This window comes from Photorhabdus sp. RM96S (assembly GCF_042879335.1).
GTDB classification, from domain to species: Bacteria; Pseudomonadota; Gammaproteobacteria; order Enterobacterales; family Enterobacteriaceae; genus Photorhabdus; species Photorhabdus kayaii.
The window spans coordinates 1-25,900 of sequence record NZ_JBHFKT010000055.1 but is presented as its reverse complement, the minus strand read 5'-3'; the positions used below and the strand labels follow the sequence as shown (position 1 = coordinate 25,900).

Annotated in this window: 20 protein-coding genes; 5 read left to right on the top strand and 15 right to left on the bottom strand. The window is 39.1% G+C overall.

The window, feature by feature from the left end; all coding sequences use genetic code 11:
• The first annotated feature begins 830 nt into the window (after window positions 1-830).
• From gntR to gntU, 3 genes are all read left to right on the top strand, one after another.
• A complete protein-coding gene (gene gntR, locus ACGF49_RS22445; protein WP_228903083.1) occupies window positions 831-1,826 on the top strand; it encodes a gluconate operon transcriptional repressor GntR in 996 nt (331 codons plus the stop codon).
• Between the two features lie 167 nt (window positions 1,827-1,993).
• Window positions 1,994-2,533, top strand: coding sequence for a gluconokinase (gene gntK / locus ACGF49_RS22440; protein ID WP_113043881.1), 540 nt, complete (start codon window positions 1,994-1,996; stop codon window positions 2,531-2,533).
• Window positions 2,533-3,870: a gluconate transporter gene (gene gntU, locus ACGF49_RS22435; protein WP_113043880.1), complete on the top strand. Its 1,338-nt coding sequence runs from the start codon at window positions 2,533-2,535 to the stop codon at window positions 3,868-3,870. Before gntK ends, gntU begins: the two co-directional genes overlap by 1 nt.
• Window positions 3,871-3,980: 110 nt before the next feature.
• On the opposite strand, the gene ACGF49_RS22430 is transcribed toward gntU, so the two are convergent.
• The 14 genes from ACGF49_RS22430 to ACGF49_RS22365 all read right to left on the bottom strand — a co-directional run bounded on the left by ACGF49_RS22430 (window position 3,981) and on the right by ACGF49_RS22365 (window position 22,079).
• Entirely contained in the window at window positions 3,981-4,901 is a 921-nt protein-coding gene (locus ACGF49_RS22430; RefSeq protein ID WP_113043879.1) for a GNAT family N-acetyltransferase, read from the bottom strand.
• Window positions 4,902-5,111: 210 nt separating this feature from the next.
• Window positions 5,112-6,332, bottom strand: a complete 1,221-nt coding sequence (locus ACGF49_RS22425; protein WP_387492841.1) for an SGNH/GDSL hydrolase family protein — start codon at window positions 6,330-6,332, stop codon at window positions 5,112-5,114.
• Window positions 6,319-7,455, bottom strand: coding sequence for an SGNH family hydrolase (locus tag ACGF49_RS22420; protein WP_113043877.1), 1,137 nt, complete (start codon window positions 7,453-7,455; stop codon window positions 6,319-6,321). Before ACGF49_RS22420 ends, ACGF49_RS22425 begins: the two co-directional genes overlap by 14 nt.
• On the bottom strand, window positions 7,442-8,863 hold the full coding sequence (locus ACGF49_RS22415; RefSeq protein WP_387492838.1) for an MBOAT family O-acyltransferase: 1,422 nt from the start codon (window positions 8,861-8,863) through the stop codon (window positions 7,442-7,444). The genes ACGF49_RS22420 and ACGF49_RS22415 overlap by 14 nt, the downstream gene beginning before the upstream one ends.
• Before the next feature lie 377 nt (window positions 8,864-9,240).
• Entirely contained in the window at window positions 9,241-10,029 is a 789-nt protein-coding gene (locus tag ACGF49_RS22410; protein ID WP_113043875.1) for a protein bax, read from the bottom strand.
• A 1,270-nt stretch (window positions 10,030-11,299) separates the two neighbouring features.
• Window positions 11,300-12,406 (bottom strand): fimbrial protein, encoded by a 1,107-nt coding sequence (locus ACGF49_RS22405; protein WP_228902987.1) that lies wholly within the window; start codon window positions 12,404-12,406, stop codon window positions 11,300-11,302.
• Between the two features lie 11 nt (window positions 12,407-12,417).
• Window positions 12,418-14,892, bottom strand: a complete 2,475-nt coding sequence (locus ACGF49_RS22400; RefSeq protein WP_228902986.1) for a fimbria/pilus outer membrane usher protein — start codon at window positions 14,890-14,892, stop codon at window positions 12,418-12,420.
• A 25-nt stretch (window positions 14,893-14,917) separates the two neighbouring features.
• A complete protein-coding gene (locus tag ACGF49_RS22395) occupies window positions 14,918-15,616 on the bottom strand; it encodes a molecular chaperone (RefSeq protein WP_228902985.1) in 699 nt (232 codons plus the stop codon).
• A gap of 126 nt (window positions 15,617-15,742) precedes the next feature.
• Window positions 15,743-15,934, bottom strand: a complete 192-nt coding sequence (locus tag ACGF49_RS22390) for a hypothetical protein (RefSeq protein ID WP_271859552.1) — start codon at window positions 15,932-15,934, stop codon at window positions 15,743-15,745.
• A complete protein-coding gene (locus tag ACGF49_RS22385) occupies window positions 15,934-16,515 on the bottom strand; it encodes a fimbrial protein (RefSeq protein ID WP_113043872.1) in 582 nt (193 codons plus the stop codon). The genes ACGF49_RS22390 and ACGF49_RS22385 overlap by 1 nt, the downstream gene beginning before the upstream one ends.
• A 953-nt stretch (window positions 16,516-17,468) precedes the next feature.
• Window positions 17,469-18,590 (bottom strand): DUF4056 domain-containing protein, encoded by a 1,122-nt coding sequence (locus ACGF49_RS22380; RefSeq protein ID WP_387492831.1) that lies wholly within the window; start codon window positions 18,588-18,590, stop codon window positions 17,469-17,471.
• Window positions 18,587-19,732 carry a BamA/TamA family outer membrane protein gene (locus ACGF49_RS22375; protein WP_113043870.1) on the bottom strand — a complete coding sequence of 382 codons (1,146 nt, stop codon included), beginning with the start codon at window positions 19,730-19,732 and terminating at the stop codon, window positions 18,587-18,589. The genes ACGF49_RS22380 and ACGF49_RS22375 overlap by 4 nt, the downstream gene beginning before the upstream one ends.
• Complete coding sequence (locus ACGF49_RS22370) at window positions 19,732-20,718, bottom strand: hypothetical protein (protein ID WP_387492846.1); 987 nt, start codon at window positions 20,716-20,718, stop codon at window positions 19,732-19,734. Before ACGF49_RS22370 ends, ACGF49_RS22375 begins: the two co-directional genes overlap by 1 nt.
• Window positions 20,719-20,885: 167 nt before the next feature.
• Window positions 20,886-22,079: a benzoate/H(+) symporter BenE family transporter gene (locus ACGF49_RS22365; RefSeq protein WP_387492828.1), complete on the bottom strand. Its 1,194-nt coding sequence runs from the start codon at window positions 22,077-22,079 to the stop codon at window positions 20,886-20,888.
• A gap of 411 nt (window positions 22,080-22,490) precedes the next feature.
• Here ACGF49_RS22365 and ACGF49_RS22360 point away from each other — a divergent pair, with 411 nt between their 5' ends.
• The gene (locus ACGF49_RS22360) at window positions 22,491-23,159 is read left to right on the top strand and encodes an epoxyqueuosine reductase QueH (protein WP_113043868.1); all 669 of its coding nucleotides are present in this window, start codon (window positions 22,491-22,493) and stop codon (window positions 23,157-23,159) included.
• A gap of 115 nt (window positions 23,160-23,274) precedes the next feature.
• Here ACGF49_RS22360 and ACGF49_RS22355 read toward each other — a convergent pair whose 3' ends face one another.
• Window positions 23,275-23,490: a hypothetical protein gene (locus ACGF49_RS22355; RefSeq protein ID WP_228901185.1), complete on the bottom strand. Its 216-nt coding sequence runs from the start codon at window positions 23,488-23,490 to the stop codon at window positions 23,275-23,277.
• A gap of 640 nt (window positions 23,491-24,130) precedes the next feature.
• On the opposite strand from ACGF49_RS22355, the gene ACGF49_RS22350 reads away from it, so the two are divergent.
• Window positions 24,131-25,729 carry a toxin gene (locus ACGF49_RS22350; protein ID WP_387492824.1) on the top strand — a complete coding sequence of 533 codons (1,599 nt, stop codon included), beginning with the start codon at window positions 24,131-24,133 and terminating at the stop codon, window positions 25,727-25,729.
• Window positions 25,730-25,900: the final 171 nt, after the last annotated feature.

The window sequence follows — 25,900 nt, the reverse complement described above, 5'->3', positions numbered from 1 at the left end:
CAGTGAAACGCCGTAGCGCCGATGGTAGTGTGGGGTCTCCCCATGTGAGAGTAGGGAACTGCCAGGCTTTAAATACCGTAGAAACCCCCAGCGAGCGCTGGGGGTTTTTGCATATCAGGGTCTGTATCATTTTATTTTTCCATATGAAAGATTAAATCTATGACCACCCTCGTTTTTGCAACCCGCATTTTGATGAATTTTGGGCTTGCTTAAATCTATCCGGCGTCACTATAGGCAAGGATGCCCGCGCCTCGATGAGTTCCGCGCCTGATGTTCCTAAAAAACCACTCGGCTTTAATAAGCCATCTTAACCTGTAGTGGTCAACTAATTCCGGACAGTAAATTAGAGAGAGCCTCAGCTTTTTCTTAATTGGCATAAGTTAACGAGAGTTTTTTCCTAATTGAATGCCTACTTGTACTTAAGCTGACGACGTAGTTCATATCAAGTTTGAGCCAGCATTGAATGATTAAACCTTAATTTCGCCTGGACATTTCTCCTAAGCTGGCTTAATGTCTCTGCTTCTGATTTTGATAAGTTTGGCAATTTTCAAGTTCTTATTCATTGTCATGGTGTGGTTCTTGCTGGTTGTGGTGGCCCATTGCTCTAAATCATTCGGTAATATATCAGCGGCGAAATCCTTCTGGTCACAAAAAAATATGTCTTATATCTCCACTCTAAAGGATAAGATTTTACGATACACTAAATAAATTGGGATTACAGTTTCACAGCCAGGCTAAATTTTAAAAAAATGTATCCTTATAGTGTATAAATATATTATAACACTACGTTTATTATTCTAAACTTTACTCATTCTATATTGCATTGAAATATGAAGAAAAAACGTCCTATTTTACAAGATGTTGCTGATCGTGTTGGTATAACTAAAATGACGGTAAGTCGTTTCTTGCGTAATCCTGATCAAGTTTCTGAGCAATTGCGAAAGAAAATAGCGGATGCTTTAGATGAGTTAGGCTATATCCCAAATAAAGTACCGGATATTCTCTCTAATTCCACTAGTCATGCTATTGGTATTTTATTGCCTTCTTTGACTAACCAAGTTTTTGCGGAGGTTATTCGTGGTATCGAATATGTGACGGATAGTTATGGTTATCAAACTATGTTGGCTCACTATGGCTATCGCTCAGAAAAAGAAGAAGAGCGTTTGATTTCTTTACTTTCCTATAATATTGATGGTTTGATTCTTTCAGAACGTACTCATACTCCACGAACTTTAAAGATGTTGGGAACGGCTGGTATCCCTGTCGTTGAACTGATGGATTGTGTTTCTCCTTGTTTTGATATGGCAGTTGGTATTGACAACTTTGAAGCAGCTCGGCAGATGGTAATGGCAATGATTGAGCGTGGTTGCCAGCGGGTGATTTATCTTGGTGCGAGACAAGATGAAAGGACAATTATTCGTCTGGAGGGCTATGAAGCTGCAATGAAAAGCGCCGGGTTAAAGCCAGGTAAGATAATGACACCAGACAGCTCTTCTTACACATTAGGGGGACAGTTACTGAATGAAGCACGAACAAAATATCCTGATGTTGATGGTCTATTCTGCACTAACGATGACCTCGCAATCGGAGCAATTTTCGAGTGCCAACGTCAAGAGATAGCTGTACCACATGATATTGCGATAGCTGGCTTTCATGGTCATGATGTTGGTCAGGTGATGACACCAAAACTTGCCAGTGTATTGACGTCTCGTGACTTATTGGGGCGGAGGGCTGCCGAATTATTAATGGCTCGGCTGAAGGGCGAACATTTACCGCAAAAAATGATTGATATCGGCTTTCAGTTATCTCTGGGAGAGAGTATCTAATCGGTCTGCTGGATTTGCGTTTTTTTGAACTCATTTGTGATAAATATCACATTTATATTTCCTGAATATTCCGTGTTGTTGCGAATTTCGTCTCTACTTCTGATAATGTTACCGATAACAGTTACCGGTAACATTTGTGGATAAAATATCTACGCTGAGGAGTTTATATGAGCGATACCCAACATTCGAATCATGTTTTTGTGCTTATGGGGGTATCCGGTAGTGGTAAATCTGCTGTTGCCAGTGCTGTGGCCTATAAATTGGATTCTGCTTTTTTAGATGGTGATTTTTTACACCCAAGATCTAACATTAATAAGATGGCTGAAGGCTATGCACTGAATGATGAAGATCGTGAACCTTGGTTGAAATCACTGAATCATGCAATTTTTGCTATGCAACGCACAAACCCGGTTTCCCTGATTGTTTGCTCTGCTTTAAAAAAACATTACCGGGATATACTGCGTGGTAATAATAAGAATCTGTCATTTCTTTATATGAAAGGCGACTTTGATTTAATTGAAAGTCGATTGAAGGCACGTAAAGATCATTTTTTTAAATCTCAAATGTTGGTATCTCAGTTTGAGGTATTAGAAGAGCCGGGGAGTGATGAACAGGATGTTTATCTGGTTGACATTAGATCATCTCTTGATGAAGTGATAAATCACTCGATAAGAATAATTAATAATGTCATTTCAGGGGGAAAATAATGAGTACTTTAACCTTAGTGCTGACAGCGGTGGGTTCTGTTTTTTTACTGTTGTTTTTGGTGATGAAGGCCAGAATCCACGCTTTTGTTGCGTTAATACTGGTTTCTATGGGAGCGGGTGTTTTTTCTGGTATGCCACTGGATAAAATTGCTGAAACAATGCAAGAAGGAATGGGAGGAACGTTAGGTTTTCTGGCTATTGTTGTCGCACTGGGGGCGATGTTTGGTAAAGTTCTGCATGAAACAGGCGCACTGGATCAGATTGCGATTAAACTACTAAATAGTTTTGGTGAAAAGAATGCTCATTATTCATTGGGGATCGCTGGCCTGGTTTGTGCTTTGCCATTGTTCTTTGATGTAGCTATTGTTTTATTAATTGGTGTGGCGTTCGCGGTCGCGCGTCGTACTGGCGGTAATGTAGTGAAGCTGGTTATTCCTCTGTTTGCTGGTGTCGCAGCCGCCGCAGCATTTTTGTTACCTGGTCCAGCACCGATGTTGTTGGCTTCACAGATGAATGCTGATTTTGGCTGGATGATCTTGATCGGTATCAGTGCAGCGATTCCTGGGATGTTACTGGCGGGGCCAATCTTCGGTAATTTTATCAGTAAGTATGTCACTCTGGATTTGCCCGTGGATATAAGTGAGCCAAGCCTTGGTCAAGGTAAGATGCCATCTTTTGGTTTGAGTTTGTCACTGGTTCTATTCCCTTTGGCTTTGGTTGGGTTAAAGGCTATTGGTGAGAATTTTGTTGAACAGGGTTCTGAGTTGTATCAGTGGCTTGAATTTATCGGTCATCCATTTTCTGCGATTTTGATTGCTTGTTTGATTGCTATTTATGGTTTGGCAATTCGCCGTGGGATGAGTAAAGAAAAAGTGATGGATATTTGCTCTTCGGCTATTCAACCGGCTGGAATTATTTTATTGGTGACTGGGGCTGGTGGTGTATTCAAACAAGTATTAGTGGATTCTGGTGTTGGTCCTGCTTTGGGAAACGCATTGATTGGGGCAGGGCTGCCTATTGCATTAGCGTGTTTCATCCTTGCTGGTACAGTACGCGTTATTCAAGGTTCTGCAACTGTTGCCTGTTTGACAACTGTTGGTCTGATTTTGCCCGTTGTTGATCTTCTGGAATATTCTAGTGCCCAGCTTGCAGCTCTTTCAATTTGTATTGCGGGTGGTTCTTTGGTATTGAGCCATGTTAATGACTCAGGCTTTTGGTTATTTGGTAAATTTACTGGTGCAACAGAATCTCAAACACTGAAAACTTGGTCAATTATGGAAACTATTCTTGGAATAACAGGTGCCGTTGTAGGGATGATTTTTTTTGCTGTGATGTAACTCTTTTGCCATCTTAATAGCTAAAATTTAAAGTGCTTTTCTCGGCGTTAAATAATGCCGCCTTCTATAGAAGGCGGATGATAAGCCAACTATGCAGATGATTAATAAAGCTAGAACAGCGTTCTCGCTAATGGATGGCGATTGCACCAGCGATCTTTATAGGAGAAAGTAGGTTTGCCAATAGAATAGCGCATCGTTTTTTGATTTTGCTGACAGAGCGTTGAAGCATTTTGAATATTTAACCACATGACAATGCTTCCAAGGCTGAGATTAGCGTATTCAGGATCGTATCCACCGTTTACTGCATCGAATGAAACCCATTGAGGGCTGTCTGATTTTATAACTAAATCGTAGGCTGCTGGGGTTCCATTGATAGTTAATACACATCCGTACAGATGTTGTTTGAGTTCGGTATATAGTTCGGTTAATTTTCCTTTTTCTTCTTCACTGTGTTTTTTTTCCCACCGTTTTTCGTACAGTGTGGTGTAAATATCAACAAATTCCTGGCAGGTGAAATCATCAATTTGATGTATTTCTCCGCCTGCACGCTTAAATTTATTAATTTCATTACTCCGATTTCTTCTTGTTTTATAAGAAAAATCTTCTTTAGCAAGGCATATTGTTCGCTTGTTTAATCGGCCATAGTAGATGTTGACGAAGTTTTCTTTGTGCAGAGGCGATATGGTTTTTGACTTCCCAGGGATGATAGTTTTTAGATGTTTGGCGATAGGGAAGAGAATTTCATCGTAACTGAAAAAATAGTAGTCCTTTTGGTGACTTGCTGCCAGATGATGATCTTTACATGTAAAGTATGCCCCTTCGATAACGTTTTCTATTTGTGGATTTTCTTTGACGTAAAAGATAAAACTATTGCCAAATTTTTCATTTAAAAAACGTACAATATCTGGATGAGTAGATATTCCACCACCATAGAGAGAATACGCTTGTTGGTAACGTTCGAAACTACATTCTTTCCAGCCGGAGATGAGCCTTTTTATAGAGCTGAGAGGATACTTTTTGGGAAAAATCATATTTTAAATACTCTTTTTAACGCTATGTTTTACACATGGTATAAACTTATTTTCAACGCATTAAATACAACAAAAAAGATAGTTTGTCTTTATTAAATGGGTTTCTTGTGAGCTCATACATATTGTAAACCTAAGATTATAAGTTTAATTTTTCTGCACTAAAAACAAGATAAGTATTTAGTACTATTCCCAATCAAGCCTTATTGTTGCTTATTGACCGAGAACATCTATTAACTGTTGGTATAAAGCTTCAGCACTGCGTTCATAACCTGCGGCTGAAAGGTGAACATAATCAGGACGAGCAAGATCTTGTTGCGCCCAGCTCCTAATTGAGCATTTTCCACCCATATATGCACGCCAGTTCCAGAATAGTGTGTGCTGATCTTGAGCGACTTTTTGTTGAGTATGGATGATATTATCCAACATTGTTGGTTGTTGTGCTATACAACTTGTAAATTGGTTGTTTTTCAAAGAATCACCCGGCCCAATGATAAGGATAACTGTTTGTGGTAACTGATTACGAATCTGCTTTATCTTAGTTTCCAGTTGCTGGCGATAGTTTGATAAATCCAGCGAATGATTAAATGCCTCATTTGTGCCATAGGCGAGGATCACCATATCAGGATGCATTTGAACTAATGTATCAATCCATTTTGGCTGCCATTTATCCATCATATTAATGGTTGCACCATTAATACCCAAGGCAGATAACATAATACCTGGTTGTTTACGTTTGATAAACCAGCCGCCTAATTTTAACTGATTATTTTGTATCGCCATAATATTAACTGGGAATGTAACTGATTCTTCAGTAGAAAATTGCCAGTGATCATGGGTTGCCGGTAATTTTAGTATTCGTTTGGTTGCAGATTGTACCAGAATCTGAGCATCACCCGATGCTTGGTATAACGTTTTGAGTTGATAGCGGTCATGGGATGGTGCAAACAGTCTTAGAATTAATTGACTTATTTGGCTATTGGGTTCTGCAATTGCACCGCCGATAGGAAAATCAGGCCGATTATCTTTGCGGCTGGTGGTGAGTTTCCATTGCTGCTTATCATCGGTCATACTGACCATAGCGTTACGTTGACCAGGTACATTAATTGGGCTAACAAAACCAATCCCTGCATCGCCAAAACGTTGTTGCAATAAAGGGCGAAGCTTGCCGGTAAAAAAGTCTGCGGCAGTATGGGAATCTCCTATCTGAACAAAATGCAGTTGATTATGGCGGCTGTTGTGGAGTTTATCCGCCAGTAAAGCTAAATTCGGTTCACCAAAGTCTATTAGCTGTTGGCTCTCTTTTGCAGACTGTTGTGTTGGCAACGGCAATGGTTTTTGTTTATGGCACGATATCAAACTTAAAGAGAGTGTGATGACCAGACTAATGCCAGCAGATTGGTATCGCCGACGAAGTTGTTTAATTATTTTCATTTTGTTTAGCGGGTTCCTGAATAAATTTAATCAATGAAAATATGTTATCTGAGATAGCTTGCTGGCCTTTCAAGCTAAAGTGTATACCATCACCGCTTCTGAGTTTAATTTTGTTACTATTGTCGCCGACATAATCGGAATAATCATTTGCATGATATTTGAAAATATCATTAACAGAAACATAGATTTCTCCAGCTTTCGTTACTTCCGATTGATATAAGGATCTCAGATATTTCATGCTGGCAGAAAGTTTTTTCTGTCGCATATTGGGAGGAGCAACCCAGATAATATCAGCACCGTGGTTACGTGCTGCGGTAAGGACCATTTCGATACGCTGGCGATAGAGGTTTTCCCAATCAGGGCTGGCGAATTTCAGGTAGATGTTTCCATGTCTTGGTGGCATATCCCAGGGATCATTTGGCCCCAAAAAAATAACAACTAGCTTGATATCACGGTTGGCTTCCAGTGTTTTATTGATAGTTTCTGGCCAATTAAAAAAACTGGGATAAGCAAGCCCAGTACTTTGTTTGCTGAGATTAATACTTGAAATACTGTAATCCCGGTAGAGCCGACGTTTCAGATGGGGAGCGATACCTTGCATCATTGAATCTCCAGCAAACAGCACTTTATCTTTGGCTGTCAGTGTTACGTTGGTTTTAGCGATAACTGTGCTGGGGGAAACATTATTTCTTAAATTATGGGGTATTGGTGAATTAACAGGATGAGTATGGGGAGATTTCTGTAATAACTCAGGGAAAATTGCAGGCAGATTTGTAACAGGAGAGGGATAACCACTCAGGAGCTTGAGTCCAATTTGAAAATCCGCAGGCAGTGTGATATCAGTTTCTTGGAGAGTTTGCTGATGGTTGCTACTGTTATTGCTGGTAGTATGTGACATGAAAGCTTCCCCCGCAGCGAGTACACCTTGTTCCAGGTTATCACCGAAATCCCAGAGCGGATGGCCTTGCAAAGTCGCCCAAAGACTTTGCTGGTGATATTCTTGTTGCCAGAATCTATCCAGTGAACGATGATTTAGCCAGATTAACAGTAGGCTAGTTAATATTACGATAAAAATAACTTGCCCGGCCGTTTTTAAATTAGATTTGAATTCAGAAATTGGCATAAATGAATCCTGGTATTCCTTGTGGTGAAATCATAAATACCAAAGTCAGAATAATCGCTAATGGTATTGGGTAGCATATCCATGAAATCTGAGAATACATTTTCTCAACCATTATTTTTAGATTAATCAGCCACGGATAAATAATAAAGAGTCCCCAGAACATCAGTAACAACCCACTATTGGCTATTATCGAGTGAAATAAATTTGATGATATCAATTGATTTAATAGAATTATTGCATCATCTAGAGTAGGACAACGGAAGAAAACCCATGCCAGACAGACAAAGTGGAAAGTGATGATTCTGGATAAAAATGAAATGACTGGATTTTGGGGAATATTTTGATTCTTTTTGTCTATTGGGGGAAATAACTGATATTTAACATTTAGGATTATTAATCCCAATCCATGAATAGCTCCCCAGATAATGAAATTAATTCCAGCTCCATGCCATAACCCAGAGATTACCATAGCAACAAAAAAATTGAGATTTTTACGTACAAATCCTTTCTTATTACCACCAAGAGGAATATAGACATAATCACGGATAAATTCAGATAAACTGATATGCCAACGGCGCCAGAAGGCTTGTAAGTTTTCAGCCAGATAAGGGGCATTGAAGTTTTCAGGTACTCTGAATCCAAGGAGTAATGCTAATCCAGTAACAAGATTGGTATAACCAGAAAAATTAAAATAGATATGCCAGGCATAGGCATAGATACTAACCAAGATTTGCCCTGCATTGTAGCTGACGGGATCATCAAAAACCGGATTAACATAATTTTCGGATAAATAAGAGCTGAACAAAAATAGTTTGGTTATTGCCAATGTAATTAATAATATGGCTCTTGATGGTTCAATGATCACTCTTGATGATATCTGGATTTGAGGCAGGAAATCTTTAGCTCGGTTTATTGGTCCGGCAACAATACTCGGAAAAAAGCATAGATATAAAGCGACATCAGGAAATGATGCTTTGGGTATTTCTTTTCTTACGACAGCAACGACATAGCTGACGGAATGAAATGCATAAAAAGATAAACCCAAAGGGACGAGTAGTGTTAGTACGGGTAAATCTATGGACAAGCCAAATTTGACAAACGCTTGTTGGAGACTTTCTTGAAAGAAAGAATAATATTTGAATAGAGTGAAACACCCCAGAATACCTATTGTCAGGATAGTAAACGTGATGCGGTTGGATAGAAATTTGCTGGCTATGTTTGTTAAAAGATAAATAAATAGCGTATAGCCAAATAGGATGCCGGTGAAAAGCGGATTAAAGGAAAAGATAAACAGATAACTTGCGATTATCAGCAGGTAGTTTTGTGTTTTCGCATGTTTTTGTAGCATCCAATACAAGAGAAAGAAAGCAACAAAGGAACCAAGAAACTCAAAAGAAAAGAAATTCATATTAAACTCTGGTCAATCATTTTATCTCAATACAGGTTAATATCGAGGGATACTATAGTATTTAATCTAAACATTCTGTCAATGAAAAGAACAAATGGGTGGATATAAGAAAATCATCCATTCCATAGTGACTGCTTGTCCCAATAAGGCTATTTTATGTGCCCTTCTTTGCCATAAAGAGCGAACCCGGGCAGCGCTCAGACAAAAGCATGCGCTTTTGAACGCACTTTAGTGCGGCCCGTAAGGCGAGCGAAGCGAGTCATCCTCACGTACTACATGTACATGTACGTTCCGGTTTTTCCGCGCTGTCCGAGTTCACGGTTCATTGATAAAAATAGCTTGCAACAAGCAACAATTACGCCTATTGAGATTGGCACTTACTCGTGATCGTTTTTAGCTAACTTCTGCGCCTGAGTAATAAGCCCTTTATTGCTGTTAAATACTTTGTGCAGGTAGTTGTTGTAAGTTGAACCCAATTGTGAATATCCTTCAAGATTATCAATCAATTTGCTGGTATTTAGTGATTCCTGAAGGCTTCTCTGCTTGGCGCGTGAAGCACGTAATGATTCATAAGCGTTATGGGTGTTCATATTTCTCATATAGGCTTTGACTGAATCATTGATAGTTGGATAGGTGGAATAACCTTTTATCTTACCTTGGGTTTTCTTACAGTTATTACCGCAACGCATACCAAATAAGTTGTTGTTCTGTTGTGCAAGCTTAGATGTTCCCCAACCAGATTCTGTTGCGGCCTGAGTGGCAACAAAATGGGTTGGGATGATGTCAACACGACTTAGTAGCTTGTTCCAGTTAACTTTTTTAGGCGAGCTGCTACAGCTCACGTTGTAGTTTTTACAAATTTGTTGCAGGCGCTTGATGTTCTGTATAGACCAATGCTTGGCATTTTGGTGTTCCAGTAGCCATTTCCGTTCCTGCATAATTTGTTGATTGTGTTGATCAATCACAGGGACAACAACATTTAAAAACGCTTTCTTACGTAGGGTGCCCGAAGGGTATTTTCGCAAATCTGGCAAATTGCTTTGCATGCCATTGTGAGAATACTCTATGCTTTTAGCTGTGCTAGTTGAAGCATGACTAAAAGCGGAAAACAATAGTGAGATAAAGAAAGCGAAGATGGCAGTCGTCCTCATCGTTTGAGAGGGCATTGCTTTTCCTCGTTTGCTCTGAATAAAAAACAAGCTGATGTTAGCAAAATAAATCCAGCATAGCCAGAGTTATTAGTGATTCATAAATATATTTTCTGGAATGAAAATTATTATTTTGCTAATTTGTTCTGTGGTTTTTTATTAATTTATATATGGTTATGTGCTGTTTGTGTACAAAATATTGCCTGCCTAGGTTGAATTATTCATCAGATATGATCATGATTTTTGAGTTAATTTTGTGCCTGTAAGTCGCTTTATCAAAAGAAAAGTGATTTGTAAACCAGCTAGTATAATATCGGAAGTGATTGAACTTAGTTTTATATAGTACTGTTAATTATAGTACTGCCAATCGTAAGAACACCGCAGCGAGTAATAAACTAATTGATATTAATATTGCCGTTATAAGAATAAGTATCATTTTCATAAAAAGGTAACCCGTTACCGATATGGTCTCTTTCCTCTGTGAGCTAAAACTAAGTCGTATCTGTCAGGCTTGAGCTAATTTTATAATAGATCCATTGTTATTGGTGCGGTGCAGGATATTCGATATGGTTCTAAATGTTAAGTTAAAATAAGTAACAATGTGTTACAAATATTTACTGCGGGTGATATTGTAAGAATATAATAATGGAGGTGTATATAAGAATAAAGAAAATTTAATAATTTATTTGTTGATAATATAAATATTTATCTTTCTATTTTTATATTAAAGGTGTTTTTGGAGAATTAAATTTATATTTTTCTCGTGCTAGGTTAAATTATTTCTCACATTTTTATATTACGTGTGATTATATTTTCTCCTAAGGTTTTTATTTGTGATTTATTTTTATGTCATTGATTTTTAATAAATTTATTTCATTTTTAATTAATGGTGATTGAATTTTTTTCATATGTTTTATTTTTCTGCTTATGTGGTTTTTTGTATTTTTTTATCCTTAATATATATTTTTGTTTCTGGTTGATTGTTATTTTTATTTATTATTTAACAAGGTTTGGAAATATTATCTTGATATTGTTTTTTTTAATTTTATTGATAAGTGAAAGTATGTTTTTTCTATTTTTCATAGAATTACACTATTTTATTGATAAATTAAGCGAGTTTGAATGATTACTTAATGTTAGGATTATCATTGTGTTACATCAATTCAGGGTAGGTTATAAATGTAAATGAATTTTTCGATAGAAACACTTTATTACAAATTATTACTTATTGAAACATAAAATTTTAATTCGAATGAGGGAAATAAGAGACATCTCCTTTGCCTCTTGATTAATTGTATTCAAAGTTCAGTACAGAAGTTGCTTTCAGTTCCCCTGCTATGATGTTTTGGGGATCATAAACGTGGTAGTAGGCATTAAGGTCGATGGTAAAGTGTTTATCGATGACATTACCGGAGTTTTTGCTGAATAGTCGTGTTGCGCCGTGGGATGAGGATTGCGAAGCACTGAAAGTTATCGGCGTTGAATCACTTGTCTGAGAAACACGGATGCCAACACCTTTAGCGGCACCTGCTTTGCTGTCAATTAAAGTTCGATTGTCATTTGGTAGCAGATTATTACTGCTCAGGTAAGCTTTAACTGAGCGTGAAGTTTTACCGTTTTGGAGATATTTGCATTCAAAGTTAAGGGTAAAAGGTGTTTCTCCTTTATCTGTTCCGTTAAGCAATCTAATGCGGTTGACTTTTGGTAGATTCACTGTCAATCCCGCATTTAAGAAGTGACAAGTTGTATCTCTGTGATTAAAAATCATTGTGATGGGTTGATAATAGATATCTTCAGAATGTGTCGGCCACTCCCAGGTAAGAATAAAGGTCAGGAAATCGGTAGCGAAACGGAGAATGGCATCAAGGAGTCCTAAGTTGGTGGTATCCATCGCAATTACAGCAGTTTTTAATGTTGCGGAATTGCCGGAAAAGACGTGAATATTACTACCACCGGGTCTGCCACTCAGTAGCTTTACATTAAGTGTAAATTGGGCTTGCAATTTGCTGGCAGGGTATGTGTCGTTACTGTTTCCCAGATTAATATTGTTGCTAGGAGAAAGATTCGTGATAGTTACTTCGGCATAATTTTTGCCACCATTGAATCCTAAAACAACTTTGTTTTTAGTAAAAGGCGAACCGTTAGCGACAGAGTTTTGTTTCCATAGTGAATTTCTTGTGCATGTAAAATAGCCAGAATATTGGGTGTTGAGTATCCAGGTTGCATTACTGTTCAGAGTGAGATGATCTGTCATATCAACCAGGATTGCCGGTGCCGGTATTGCATATTTGGGTTGGCAATCTGCATAGGCTATGCTACTGCTCAGACTGATTATGGCCGCCAGATACAATGGTTTAAGGTACAATGGTTTAAAATACAATGGCTTAAATTTCATTATTTTCTCCTTTAACGGCAAATATTGGCGGTTGAACCCATTTCAGGTTGTGGATTATTTATTATGCAGCTCTTTTCGCCTAGTTGACCGATGTGGACATAAATTTGCTGTGGTAATTTTTCTACACGTAGGAAAACCATACTACCCTGACCAACGTATCCTAAGCTGTTACCTTCTGAATCGACAATTTCAGTACCGAAAGGTAAAGGTTTACCATCAGCCTGAGCGGCGTAGAAGACAAAAGCCTTCCGCTGGTCTGTTTTAAATCCGATATGGGTAATCGCACCGGAATATGGCGCAACATCTCTGATGTTACCGATAAGTTCAGCCGCATCTTCTGGTACTTCACTGGTATCTAGCATGATGGCATTTTTACGATAAGGAGAAAGATAAGGTATCAGCAACTTACCGCTGTTGTTTGTCACCATGCTTTTATCACCATTCACAGAAGCGTTTGCTGTGCCCGGTGCGTCAATGATGGCGAAAGTTTCCCCAACTTGATTAGCAGCCAGAATTCCGCTTCGATAAGCAACTAAACTGCCGGTTGCGCCAAGCCCCATTTGGCGGTACTCCTTGGATTGGCTATAAGAACTACTCAATGTGGAAACGGATGTTTTATAGGTCAAATTTGCACTGGTTGTTGTCGAACCACTTTTCTGATCTGAAATGTTGAAGTGGTAATTTAAACGGTTGTTTGGGCCTGCGCTGCCGCTTAATCCTAAGTTACTGTTGTCATAGTGACTTTCATTGATTGAGACATTATTGGTCAAATAGGCAGGGTAGCCAAACAACTCAAAAGGAACAGACAGCATCAGATAGTAGCGCTGTTCCTCTTTACTTTCTGTTTCATTGATATTGTATCGGACACGGCTTGCTGTCAGGGAATAATTGATTTTTCCCAGACTGTTGGAATACCCCATTTGATATTCTCTACTTTTATTCTGGGTTCCCCAATAATCACGGAATGTTCCCGAAAGAAAAAGTGAACCTGCACGACTGCCAAGATTCTGGTTCAAATTGATATTAAAGGTATTTTTTTGATGAGAATAGTATTGTTGGTTATATCCGTTGCTTATCCAGTCATGCAGATCAATCGCATCGATTAGGGTGAGATAATTTTTAGTTGAATAACGATAAGCCGCCAGCGAAAAATTTGTTTTTGTTTGTGGGATATAGCGGCTATAAGCTAATTTGTAGCTTTGGCCTTTCATGGTTGGGCTATTATCAAATTTGGCGCTGGACTGCGAAACGTCAATTGATACAGCGCCAATGGGTAGATTAAAGCCACTCCCTAACAGTAGTGAGTAATAATCTTTGCTGATAATGGTGCCTGTATAACCGGTCAGGACATTATTAAAACCATATTGGTAGCTGGCTTGAAAAAAGTTTGGTTTATAACGACTGTTGGCAATATGTGTTTTACCTGCACTGATATCATATTTGCCAAGACCTTCTTTCATCATATTAGGAACGGATGAAAAGGGGACGGTAAAACTGTTAGTACGTCCGTCTGCTTCCGTCACTTCAACTAGCAAATCACCACCTGAACCTGTTGGTAAAATAGCATCAATAGCAAACGGCCCGGGTGGTACATTACCTTGATAAATAACGATATTATTTTGGGTGATTTTTACCAGAGCGTTAGTCTGCGCAACTCCCCGGACGATAGGGGAAAACCCTTGCCAGGCATCTGGGTACATACGCATATCTGTTTTCAAATTGATACCTCGGAAGCGGAAAGAGTCGAATAAATCGCTTGATGTATAGCTATCACCAATGCGAAATTCTGAATTAATTGATGAAATTCCTCGTTGCAGATAACGGGTATTGTTACTCCATTTATCACCATTTGAATGTGTGTAGTGATAAGAGGATTGATCACGTAATTGCCAGCCAAATAGATTCAAACCGCTATTAAGTGACACGTAAGCATTATCTTCATTTTCACGGTTACGGTTTTGTTTATTCCTATTTTGGGTATGGTAATAGTTGGCATTGTAGGACAGCATAGCTCCGGGGATACCTCTGTCCCAGGACGCAGGATCGATATAGCCTTTTAGCTCGTTTTTGATATATGCTTGCGGGACGACCAGATGCAGGCTGAGTTTAGGAACATCGAGATTAGCGGTTCCTTCATGTATTATTTTAGTAAGAAGAATTTCATCTTTGGATAAATTTGATTCTGGTAATTGGTTTTTATCAATTTTTATACCTAACCTAGGAAGATCTTCATTGAGTAAGTAAATATCTTTGCCATCGTTCTGGATATTAATATCAAATCTTCCTTTCCAGTCATTATTCAGATATATGTCAATACCGTAACGGCCAGCGGGTAGCTCTGAAGTGGTATAAAATCGGGATAAATCCGCTTTCGCAGATTCACCAACCAGAAAATCAGTATTAAATGTTGTGGCATAGCATAAACAATCTGTATACAGAAGGGGACCTATTATCAGAGCTAACGGACTAATTTTTTGTCTTATCATGTTCTATGCTATGCCAGTAATATCACTATTGAAGTGGTAAAGTTAATTTATTTATAGCACCAAAATCATCAACAATAGCCAGAGTTAATTTATCTCCAACTTTTACTTTTTCATTGGTACTGAATGAATGAGAAGAGAACGGTTTTATAATTGTTCCTTCATTTAGTAAGTTAGATTGAATGTCAGAAGATTTAAGGCCGACGATATTCATGAAATAGGGTGATGAATTCTCCAATTTTAGTTGGCTACCCTCACGTTTTAATCCAATATGTTGTTGGATCTGTTTCGGTAAGATAGAAAGCTTTTCTGGCCGATAGAAAAATTTGATCCGGGTACGAATAGCAATCTGCATAACGTTTTTATCGCCAATGTTTTCTGCTGTGGGTGGAATATCCAGAATATTTAAATAAAATAGCGATTCACGATCCGTGGGTAGATTGCTGTTGATGTATTTAATTCTTAATTGTTGCCCGTTATTGCCATCAATTTTGACGACTGGAGGGATGAGTAAAAAGGGGACTTTAGCTGTTTCAGGTGTTGAATTAGGATCGCCATCATCTATCCAGGATTGTACCAGAGAGGGTTGAGCCCCTGCATTTAATAATTGAACTGATACCTCTTTATTACTGGCTGGATAAATAACACGTGTTGTGTTAATAACGATGTTGGCATGAGCAGATAAAGTCGTTATCCCTAATAATATAGTTAAAAATAATTTTTTCATAACGTTATTTTTGCCAAATTAAATAAGCCTATTTATCTAAATAGGCTTTGTTTATTGTAGTATACCCGTCATCTTTCAAGTTGCCTCTTTGTTGGCTGCACTCACTCACCCCGGTCTCATAGTTATCTATGCTCCCGGGGATTCGCTCCCTTGCCGCCGCGATGCATCTTGAAATCCATAGGGTATATACCCGTCATCTTTCAAGTTACCTCTTTGTTGGCTGCACTCACTCACCCCGGTCTCATAGTTATCTATGCTCCCGGGGATTCGCTCCCTTGCCGCCGCGATGCATCTTGAAATCCATAGGGTATAAATCATTATAAATAAGTAACGTGATAAGTAACCATCGTTACTACTTTACCTGGCTCAGCAGCATCAGTGCCTACTTTGTAGTATTTCGCATAGAAATCGACAATTTCAGGTGTTGTCTCTGAGCCTTTGATTCCTGTATCAAACGCTTTATTCAGCATAATAGGGTTATTTTCTTCGGTGTGTTTAACAATAGCGATACCTACGTTTTTCGGCTTACCATTTGCATTGAGTTCTTGGTTAACCAGGTACTTAGCATCGTTAGAAATAGTATGTGATGATGAGAACTGGATTTTCAACATAGAGGTTGCTGGATCAAAACCAACGGCTTTGGACTGGCAGTTAGAAAATTCTAGTGAAAATGCTTTCTTGCCATAATCAATTAAGCCTTCTTTTTGTCCGGCTTGAGTGACTGAGATAGGTTCCAATATAATCGACAGATTAGCTGAAGCACCACTGTTAATAGTACAAGTGGCATCAGTGACTGCGCCAGAGAAATGTAATATACCGCCAGCGGCTTCATTGGCTGCAACAGCAGAACCTGTAGCAAAAATAAGCGCGGCGGTGGTCGATAACGCTAGTTTATTCATTTTTCCTCTCCAGGAGTAGGGACATCTTAATTGACTTTATCAGGGGTGAAGATAGGGGCCCTGAATCCCCAAATACATCAGAAAAATTAAAAAACAATATGAGTGTTTATCTATTAAATTTATTTAATGTTGTAAATTTAAAATAAAAATCAATATATCATATAGTTGAAAATAGTTTAGTAACTTGAGTTTTGGTTGAATAAATCTAATTGTTGATAATGTAAGTTATTATTTTATCTACTTAGATAAAGCTGATATTGTTTATACATATTTATAACTTGGAAATGTATATTATAGACGATTAAACCTACTTAAGAAGGGATTTTTGTTATTTGAGTTAAATTAAGAGTGAAAGTCTAATTTTTCGATAAAAGTAAGTGTAATACACATATTAAGAGTATAATAAAGAATTATATCCTTATTTTTGTGATCTTTTTGAGATTTTGTTTCTTTTTTGGTTGTTGGGGTGGTTAATATTTTTATGATTTTTTGATTTGTTTTTTTAGATGTTATGTAATATTAATTATTTTATATCAGTTGTTTATTGATTTTTTATCTTTGTAAATATTTCAATACGATTTTTTATCCTGTGAAATAATGCCTTATTGATGTAGGCTTTCTCTTTATAGCTTAATTTAAGTATGGTCGGCATAGTTTGATTTTATTATGGATGATGTTGAGTTTATATTATGATGTAACATTATGGAAATAGTAAATTATAATTGATGATATTAAAATGGGATTATTGTTTGAGAAATAGTAATCTAAAATTTCCCATATATTTTAACTCATAATGTTATATACCCTACGGATTTCAAGATGCATCGCGACGGCAAGGGAGTGAATCCCCGGGAGCATAGCAAACTATGTGACCGGGGTGAGCGAGTGTAGCCAACAAAGAGGCAACTTGAAAGATAACGGGTATATTCATTGATTCATAGAAAATATATGCATCAATGATTCTCTTGCTGTTCTTTCGCTTTTTCTGCCAATTGTGGAAAATCAAGTGCAATCCAGTAGCTTTCTGGTACAGGAAGATCTTTCATCTGGCGACTAGGCCACAATTGTAATTCGGCCAATTCAGATAATCTGTAGCCAGTATATTGTTGTGGCAGGGTAAGCCTGAGTGGAACTTGTTGTTCTGTAGGCACCATATTAGGGGTACGATCGCTGTGAGTATGGAAATCACGTTGAAGTATTAAGTGCTTATCAGGTATACGGCGTTTGCTGTCCCACCAGATACCATCAACCTGTTCAAACATTTTCCGCGTTTCATCAGGGGATAAGGCTTCCAGTTCACGTAGCGCAGATGGCAGAATGGCTTGCATTGATAGGCGGTATTGTTTCATTGACGGTACTTGCCCTGCCAGTATCAACGAGAGGGAAAGACGAGCGCCTAATAGATTAGAGTAGAGATCTTCAGGAGAGAACGCAGATACTTTTTCAGAAAATCCCGGTACAGACTGATAACCGTACCATTGGGCGATTTCATGCCATGCAGCAAGTTCAAAAGCCAATTTTGCGGCTAGATAAGCAGTTAGGGTATAACGTTGTTCTATCGTTGCTGGTGGTGTGAATTGATAGAATTGGATGCGGCGTAATGCTAATTCGCTGCTGAGTTCTATTTGCCACTCTTCTCCAAGACGAGGCCAGATTTGACTGAACAGAAAAACCGTATTATCAGCGGTATCCCGTACATGGGAAATATCAATGAATCCGCCCCGGCGGGTATATATCATCCCCACTTTTTCATTACTGAGCCCTGTTAATGAAGCAACGGTACCAAAAAAACTGTTGTTATAATTATGTGCCCCAAGATTATCGGCATCCAGCACATTACTTATGTGGTAAAAAGGTACTGGAATGGTCAGTAATTCAGTTTTTAAATTGTAGCCAAAAGCACAGCAAGCTCTTAATCCTTCGGGAGAGGGAATCGGAGCAAGAACCGGCCATGCACGAGTGGCTTCGGCGGTTGTTTCACTATTTAAGTCAGGTTGTACGGGTGCGATTGGAGAAAAAGTTCCCTGGCATCCTACAACTAACGTTAAAGCCGCAATCCATAAACGCAATTTCAAAACGCCTCTCCCACCTGAAAATAAAATCCATTGCTTTTTTTACCGATACCAAAGTCCAGTCTGACATTCATTTTAGGTTTGAATTCAAAACGATAGCCAGCGCCAACGGTGGGTAACCAGTTTTCTGAGCCAATATCTTTTGCATAATGGCTTAGGGTGCCCGCCCCTGCCCACAAGACAAATCCGTGCCGCCAGTCCAATTTGCGCCGATATTCCAATTGGGTGCTGATAACATTTTTGTCCCGGTATCTACCTTCATAATATCCGCGCATCCGATTGCTATTACCTAGCATTGACAGCATATTCCAAGGCACTTGGCCGTCAGTGAAACGACCATAACTATCGAATGCCAGTACAGATTTTTCATCTAATTGATAATAGGTGCTGTATTGCATATCAACGGTATTAAACCGGCGATCGCTGCCTAATGCCGGGGAAAAATGGGTATAGGTCATATCAAGAACGTATCCTTGATGAGCGTTAGGCAGAAAATCCCGTGTGTCGTAGCTGAAATAGGCACTGACGCCCGAACTCAATATGGACCGGCCATCGTTTTCTGCTGCAAAAAGTTTTTTAGCGCCGTTATCAGGGTCTTTAGCGTGTAATGATGAAAAATCCCAGCCGGCGCCTAAATAGGTAGAATCAGCAACTCGATAGAGCACTCTGGGTTGCAGGTGCAGTTCCTGTGAGTGATATTTTTCTTTGCGATCATCTACCTTACCTGCTTGATATCCCGTTCCCCAATAATAGGTGGGAACGTTGTTCAATGTACCGGAAAGGAAAAAACGCCATTGATCATCAGCAAAGAAATTGTAGTTATCAAATGTGAAGCCAAAGGCGCCTGTTGAAGAGGCAAATCCATTCAGGGAAAGAGAAGAGATTTGGCTGGTATGATCATTATCATCTGGCCGATAGAGACCAATGACAGCAACACCGAGACCAGCACCTAACTCTGGAGTATAGAAAGGGCCGGGTAAAATGCCCCAGTCAATCGCTTTACTGCTGTCATAGGTATTACTGCCACCTAATTTTTCTAGCCAGCCATCGATTTTTTCCCTGCTGAGTAGTGCTTCGCCATATGAGAAATTAGAAATAAAAAGGCTGACTAGAGCCAGCCCATGTAAAGTACAGCGGATATTCATTAAAAACGGAACTCACTTGAGATATAGACGCTGTTACGTTTGTTAAAGCCAACTTCAGTCAGCATATTGAAATTGCGTGTGACTTCCAGCCTTGCGCCGACGGTATTATTCCAGCGAGATGCAACATGCTGTTTTACTTTGAATTTCATATTCTCATAATCATCGAATGCACTTACCAATTTGTCAAACATGGGGGGTAAATCCAGATTACTAATATTGCCTTCAAATTCCTGAGTAATTTTCTGGTACATACCACCGGTCCATACTTGCAATTTGGTATTTCCTTGCCCTGGAATGATTGGCTGGAATACAAATTCATAACCAATTCGTGGAGTGACGACCAGAGCGCTAATTTTACCATCCAGAATATCCAGATTAGTGTAGGTATAGTTGGTATCAAGCGTACCGAAAAATTGATCGTAACCCCCTGCCAGAGTAAAACCGCCACCATAGGTTTTACCTTTAAAATCTAGTGCGAAGGGAATATCTTTCATTTCCTGAATAGTCTGACCAAAAAAACTGATTCCCTCAATGTTGGTTTTCGATGAGCCTTTTGTCCAGCCATAAACGCCATAAACATTCAGAAAAGGCAGAACCCAAGTATCCAGCTTGAGCATATGTGATTCATTCTTTCCTCTGGTTTTTCCTGTGTTTATATCCAGTACATCTTCAAAGCCTGGGGTGTCCGGTATAATGATTTTAATATCATCTACAATGACATTCTGTCGCATATTCATATAACCGTAACTGGCGCCAAAAGGCTCCGGTAGGTCATAACCTTTAGCTTTGGCCTCGTCACCCCAAATTGGGAGTACCCGTGATTCTTGCTTATTTGGTTTTCTGGATAAACTGCCATCAGCAGTCGTTTGGCTTCCACCGGACTGGCTAACCGAGAGAGAAAGAATTGGGCGGTCATCTGCATAGCTATAAGGGATTGCCAGATAGAATGAAATAACAGCTAACTTGCTAATATCAGAAAATTCCATATCAAAAAATTTCATAATAGAAAGCTCGGTTTTGCGGGTAATAAGATTTAAGGTTGTTAGATATGTCCCATCGTAATATTCAAAGCGCAACAGACTCGGCAAACTATCATAAGTTTTATTGATAATAAGTATCATAAAGTGCTGAAAAGTATAATTTTACTGTTCATCTAATGAACTATTTTGTTTTTCTCAGGCAAAGATAAAAGGATCATGGTTATTACTCCACCTATTAACCCCCAGAATGCAGCACCTACGCCAAGTAACGTCACACCGGAAGCGGTGATCAAAAATGTGATTATTGCTGCGTCTCGTTGCTTTTCATTCTGTAGCGCTTGTAGCAGGCTGCCAGAAATTGTTCCAAGCAATGCTAATCCGGCAATAATATGAATAAGCGCCGCCGGTAGCGCGCTGAATAACATACTGATTGAACCACCGAACAGGCCCGCTATCAGGTAAAACACACCCGCTACGGCAGCGGCCATATAACGGCGATGTGGGTCAGCGTGGATTTCCGGGCTCATACAAATTGCGGCAGTAATGGCGGCAATACAGACGGAAAAACCACCAAAAGGTGATAAGATCAGTGAGATGAGCGCAGTCCAGCTTATCAGTGATGAAACAGAAACCGGATACCCTGCGGCTTTTAGTGTGGCAATGCCGGGTGCATTTTGAGATGCCATTGTAACGATAAAAAATGGGATACCGACACTCAATAACGAAGAGAATGTGAAACTGGGTGCAATAAATTCAGGGGCAACAAACGCGACTGTGGATTGTTGTTCAAAGTGAATATCTCCCTGTAAAGCGGCGATAATCAGCCCTGATAATAGTGTTAAGATGATGGCATAGCGGGATAAATATCTGCGTGCCAGAAGATAAGTCAAACACATTCCGGCAGTCAGTACGAAGTTGACTGAAAATGAGGAAAAGGCATCCAAACCAAAGCGTAACAGAATACCGGTCAGCATGGCTGCGGAAAGTGCCTGTGGAATATAGTTCATCAACCGGGCAAACAGGCCAGTAATACCGCACAGCAAGATCAGCGCTGAAGCAAAAATAAAGATACCAATGGCTTCGTTGATTGATGTTCCTGGTAGCGTTGTCACCAGTAGCGCGGCACCCGGTGTTGACCATGCGGTAAGGACAGGGGTGCGGTAATAAAGCGATAGCCCCAGGGAGCTGATGCCCATTCCAAGTCCTAGCATACTTAGCCAACCACCGATCTGAATGGGGGTGGCGCCCGCCGCTTCCGCAGCCTGAAAGATAATTGCCGCTGAACTGGTATATCCGACTAAAACAGCGACAAATCCGGCGATGATTGCCGGAAAAGAGAGGTCACTCAGAGAAATTGTATGGCGCATCGTGGTCTCCATTTAAATTATTTTGGTTAAAAGCATCTGAATTTGGCTATAATTTATTAACTATCAGCGTAAAACGGATTTATCGGTATCGTACAAACTTTGATGACGACAATATAACGGTAGAACCTGTCAGAGTTTCAAGTAATTTACGATGATCACAAAGGTAAGGATTGTAAAGGCAAAGATCATAACGACAAGTCAGTCATGATAAATTTCATTCGAAAAATTTGAAGCTAAAAATAACTATATTCTATAATTAATTCTTATAATTATACCCTAGGATTTCAAGATGGATCGCGACGGCAAGGGAGTGAATCCCCGGGAGCATAGGTAACTATGTGACCGGGGTGAGCGAGTGCAGCCAACAAAGAGGCAACTTGAAAGATGACGGGTATATATGGAGCCTGCTAAATGGAAAACTATGTTCGCCCTGTTTTAACGTTACCGGATAATGCGGAACGATTATTATTACACTCTTGTTGTGCTCCTTGTTCTGGTGAAGTGATGGAAGCGCTACGTGCCTCTGGAATTGATTACACCGTCTTTTTCTATAATCCAAATATTCATCCCAAACGGGAATATTTAATTCGCAAAGAAGAGAACATTCGTTTTGCGGAGCAACACAATGTGCCATTTGTGGATGCGGATTATGACAGCGATAACTGGTTTGAACGTGCTAAAGGCATGGAATTGGAGCCAGAAAGAGGTGTTCGCTGCACCATGTGCTTTGATATGCGTTTTGAGCGTACGGCTTTGTATGCTTATGAAAATAATTTCAGCGTTATTTCAAGCTCGTTGGGCATTTCCCGCTGGAAAAACATGCAGCAGATAAATGATTGTGGAAAACGAGCGGCAAGTCAGTATCCGGGGATTCAATACTGGGATTACAACTGGCGTAAACAAGGTGGTTCAGCTCGGATGATTGAAATTAGTAAACAGGAAAGATTTTATCAGCAGGAATATTGTGGTTGTATCTATTCATTGCGTGACACGAATAAACACCGTAAATCTCAGGGACGGGATATCATCAGGATTGGTGTTAAATATTATGGTGATGAAGATACCGAAGGGGCTTGTTAAGTTTTTCACGATAGCCTGTTGAGGGGGGATTTCCCCCCTGAATTTACAGTTATGATGTTATCAAACTTGTATCATAACGATTTGCGGACATAATAGTAGTTTTAGGCCGGAAAACTCAGTGAGTTTTCTTGGCTTCTTTGCTTGCTGCCTTCTGGTGTGAGTGTTGTTTAGGTGCGGTTTTACCAGATTTCTTCTCTGCTTTGGTATTTTTCATATGAGAAGAAGTCGCCTTGGTATTCGAAGATTGGGGTACGTGTGTGCTAGGTACAGCTAATACCGCGCCAGAGAATAACAGTGATAATACAGTTATAGATAAGCCTAAACGTGTCATGATAATTTTCCTGTGTTTTAACTTTGTTTCACTTGCTGGAATACATTTTGAGCGACTAAGTAAGCTACTTGCTATTCCAGATTTGCCTTTAATGCATAGTGAGTATACGGGCTTGATCATTAATTCAGCAATTTAAGATAATGCTTTTTTATAGGTTTTTATAATTCGTTGAAGAATCGTTGAAGTTTTTGGGTATAATTTGCCTGATAACAGAGAGCGTTTATTTAAAGCAGTGGGTTTTCTATTGACATGTATACTCCGGGTTTTGAGAGATAATAATATTTTATAAGACTTTTGGTATATATTGGATGGGGATTGTAGACTATATAATAGTAATCGGCGTTTAATTGCAGAAGGAAATAGTTATCTCTAAAGAGTTACACCTGTAGCAATTAATTAATATAAGTATACCCTATGGATTTCAAGATGGATCGCGACAGCAAGGGAGCGAATCCCCGGGAGCATAGATGACGGGTATAACAGTTTAGTAACTACATCACAGTCTATAATAACAGATTGAACATATTAATGCTCTATTAGGGAAAAACTTATACCGTTCATGATGAAAAGGTAATGAGGTGTCATGATAATTCATTGTCTATAGTCATAAAAATAATGTTAACCAAGTGGAGATATATGTATGTCTAAATACAAATTAAACCGGTATTTATTAGCAAGTTTTATATTATATTTTTTTACATCAGGAAATGTTATCGCCGCCAATCCTAAAATATCTGCATATTATCTGAGTGGGCCTGTTGCGTCGGTTGATACTCAAGAATATTATGCCAGCCTTGATAACTTTAAAAAATTGAGTAAAAATATCTCTAAGAATAAGAGCAACTTTAATATGCTGGTATTGTCTTTTGTCCAGCCTAGTTTTGTTAACTATGAGAAAAACAGTCTGAAATGTTCAGGATTGTTTGGTTATACCTGTACTTCTGGTCAAATCATTAGCACCAAAGAAGCTGAAAATGCCAGGGCTGATTTTGTGGCATTAAAAAGAGTTATTGCTGATTTAAAATCTCATGGAGTGAGTACTTATATTGCTATAGGTGGATGGAATTTTAGTTGTTATCCGAAAATTTATGATATAACTGCTGGCAAAAAAAATGCTTGTGGTAATGAACCCGGTGCAGTTTATGATATTTTCCCCAATCCACTGACTAAAGTTCCTCGATTTGACAGTACTATTACGGGTAAAGCCGCAGATAAGGCATATAGAAATATTGTTAATTTGGCGGCTGATTTAGGTGTAGCCGGGATTGATGTGGATTATGAAGAGTTTTGGCACGCTGATATTAATGCAAAAAGCTGGAAATTAACACCTGACTCAATCAAGGTTCCCTCTAATAACAGTGAGAATCTTATTACATCAACTTTAATAGCAAAGGGATTAGGCGGTTATGTTTATGATGCATCAATGAATATTGTTCCTGGTGCAGAAAAAATTCCCCGCGCAATGCCTGCAACCGTGGATAAATTCGCCGCTATTTTAAAGTCTTTTTACACTTCGATTAATGCAGTTAAGCCATCACTTAAGCTAAGTACCGCAGGTCCTGCAACGGGAGGTATCCCGAATATGTCCGCTAACTGGGGAACCAATGCGAGGAATAGTGATATTTATGGTGGTGCCTGGTGGGGAGGAAATCTCTATGGTTTGATTTATAATACCGCTCTGAGTTATCCCAATCTGATCAACCGACTCAGCTATATTGGTGTAATGACCTATGATTTAAGTGAAACAGATTGTGGAGTTATCGGCGGAGGTGAAACATATATTCCTTGTGACCTTCCTGGACAGGTTAAGTATTATTATGGTCAATATATTAATTGGCTTAAATCGGGCAATGAAGTTGTTACTTTCCATGTCAAACTGAAAGGCGCACGTAATTACGCCCAGGCATCAGTTCAACCTCAAAAATTATTGGTTTTGCCGCCGATTACGGTTGGATTTGAAGTTGGTAGACCCGCAACCGGTAATTTACCGCTGACGAAGAGCGCTCTCAACAGCATATTAGACGGTACGATCAAATATGGTAAAACGGGCCTCATTATGTGGGATCTATTTAAGAATGAACGTTATGACGGTAGTAACTGGAAAGATGAGTGGGCAACACCTAATGATGTTTTGTCTACGGCTTGCAAAAAAATAGGGCTGACAGGAGAGCATTATAATTGTGATAGTTCTGTCCCGACACCTGATCCTGTTCCGGCTTTTACCAACAAAAATCATTGACGTTGATATTTCATTATTAAAACGGTGGAACTTATCGGAAATACTAAATTTTCAAAGTTGATATACCCTATGGATTTCAAGATGGATCGCGGCGGCAAGGGAGCGAATCCCCGGGAGCATAGATAACGATGTGACCGGGGTGAGTGAGTGCAGCCAACAAAGAGGCAACTT

Coding starts and splice junctions, on each gene's coding strand:
- gntR (WP_228903083.1), top strand. CDS start 831: ATGAAGAAAAAACGTCCTATTTTACAAGATGTTGCTGATCGTGTTGGT.
- gntK (WP_113043881.1), top strand. CDS start 1,994: ATGAGCGATACCCAACATTCGAATCATGTTTTTGTGCTTATGGGGGTA.
- gntU (WP_113043880.1), top strand. CDS start 2,533: ATGAGTACTTTAACCTTAGTGCTGACAGCGGTGGGTTCTGTTTTTTTA.
- ACGF49_RS22430 (WP_113043879.1), bottom strand. CDS start 4,901: ATGATTTTTCCCAAAAAGTATCCTCTCAGCTCTATAAAAAGGCTCATC.
- ACGF49_RS22425 (WP_387492841.1), bottom strand. CDS start 6,332: ATGAAAATAATTAAACAACTTCGTCGGCGATACCAATCTGCTGGCATT.
- ACGF49_RS22420 (WP_113043877.1), bottom strand. CDS start 7,455: ATGCCAATTTCTGAATTCAAATCTAATTTAAAAACGGCCGGGCAAGTT.
- ACGF49_RS22415 (WP_387492838.1), bottom strand. CDS start 8,863: ATGAATTTCTTTTCTTTTGAGTTTCTTGGTTCCTTTGTTGCTTTCTTT.
- ACGF49_RS22410 (WP_113043875.1), bottom strand. CDS start 10,029: ATGCCCTCTCAAACGATGAGGACGACTGCCATCTTCGCTTTCTTTATC.
- ACGF49_RS22405 (WP_228902987.1), bottom strand. CDS start 12,406: ATGAAATTTAAGCCATTGTATTTTAAACCATTGTACCTTAAACCATTG.
- ACGF49_RS22400 (WP_228902986.1), bottom strand. CDS start 14,892: ATGATAAGACAAAAAATTAGTCCGTTAGCTCTGATAATAGGTCCCCTT.
- ACGF49_RS22395 (WP_228902985.1), bottom strand. CDS start 15,616: ATGAAAAAATTATTTTTAACTATATTATTAGGGATAACGACTTTATCT.
- ACGF49_RS22390 (WP_271859552.1), bottom strand. CDS start 15,934: ATGATTTATACCCTATGGATTTCAAGATGCATCGCGGCGGCAAGGGAG.
- ACGF49_RS22385 (WP_113043872.1), bottom strand. CDS start 16,515: ATGAATAAACTAGCGTTATCGACCACCGCCGCGCTTATTTTTGCTACA.
- ACGF49_RS22375 (WP_113043870.1), bottom strand. CDS start 19,732: ATGAATATCCGCTGTACTTTACATGGGCTGGCTCTAGTCAGCCTTTTT.
- ACGF49_RS22370 (WP_387492846.1), bottom strand. CDS start 20,718: ATGGAATTTTCTGATATTAGCAAGTTAGCTGTTATTTCATTCTATCTG.
- ACGF49_RS22365 (WP_387492828.1), bottom strand. CDS start 22,079: ATGCGCCATACAATTTCTCTGAGTGACCTCTCTTTTCCGGCAATCATC.
- ACGF49_RS22360 (WP_113043868.1), top strand. CDS start 22,491: ATGGAAAACTATGTTCGCCCTGTTTTAACGTTACCGGATAATGCGGAA.
- ACGF49_RS22355 (WP_228901185.1), bottom strand. CDS start 23,490: ATGACACGTTTAGGCTTATCTATAACTGTATTATCACTGTTATTCTCT.
- ACGF49_RS22350 (WP_387492824.1), top strand. CDS start 24,131: ATGTCTAAATACAAATTAAACCGGTATTTATTAGCAAGTTTTATATTA.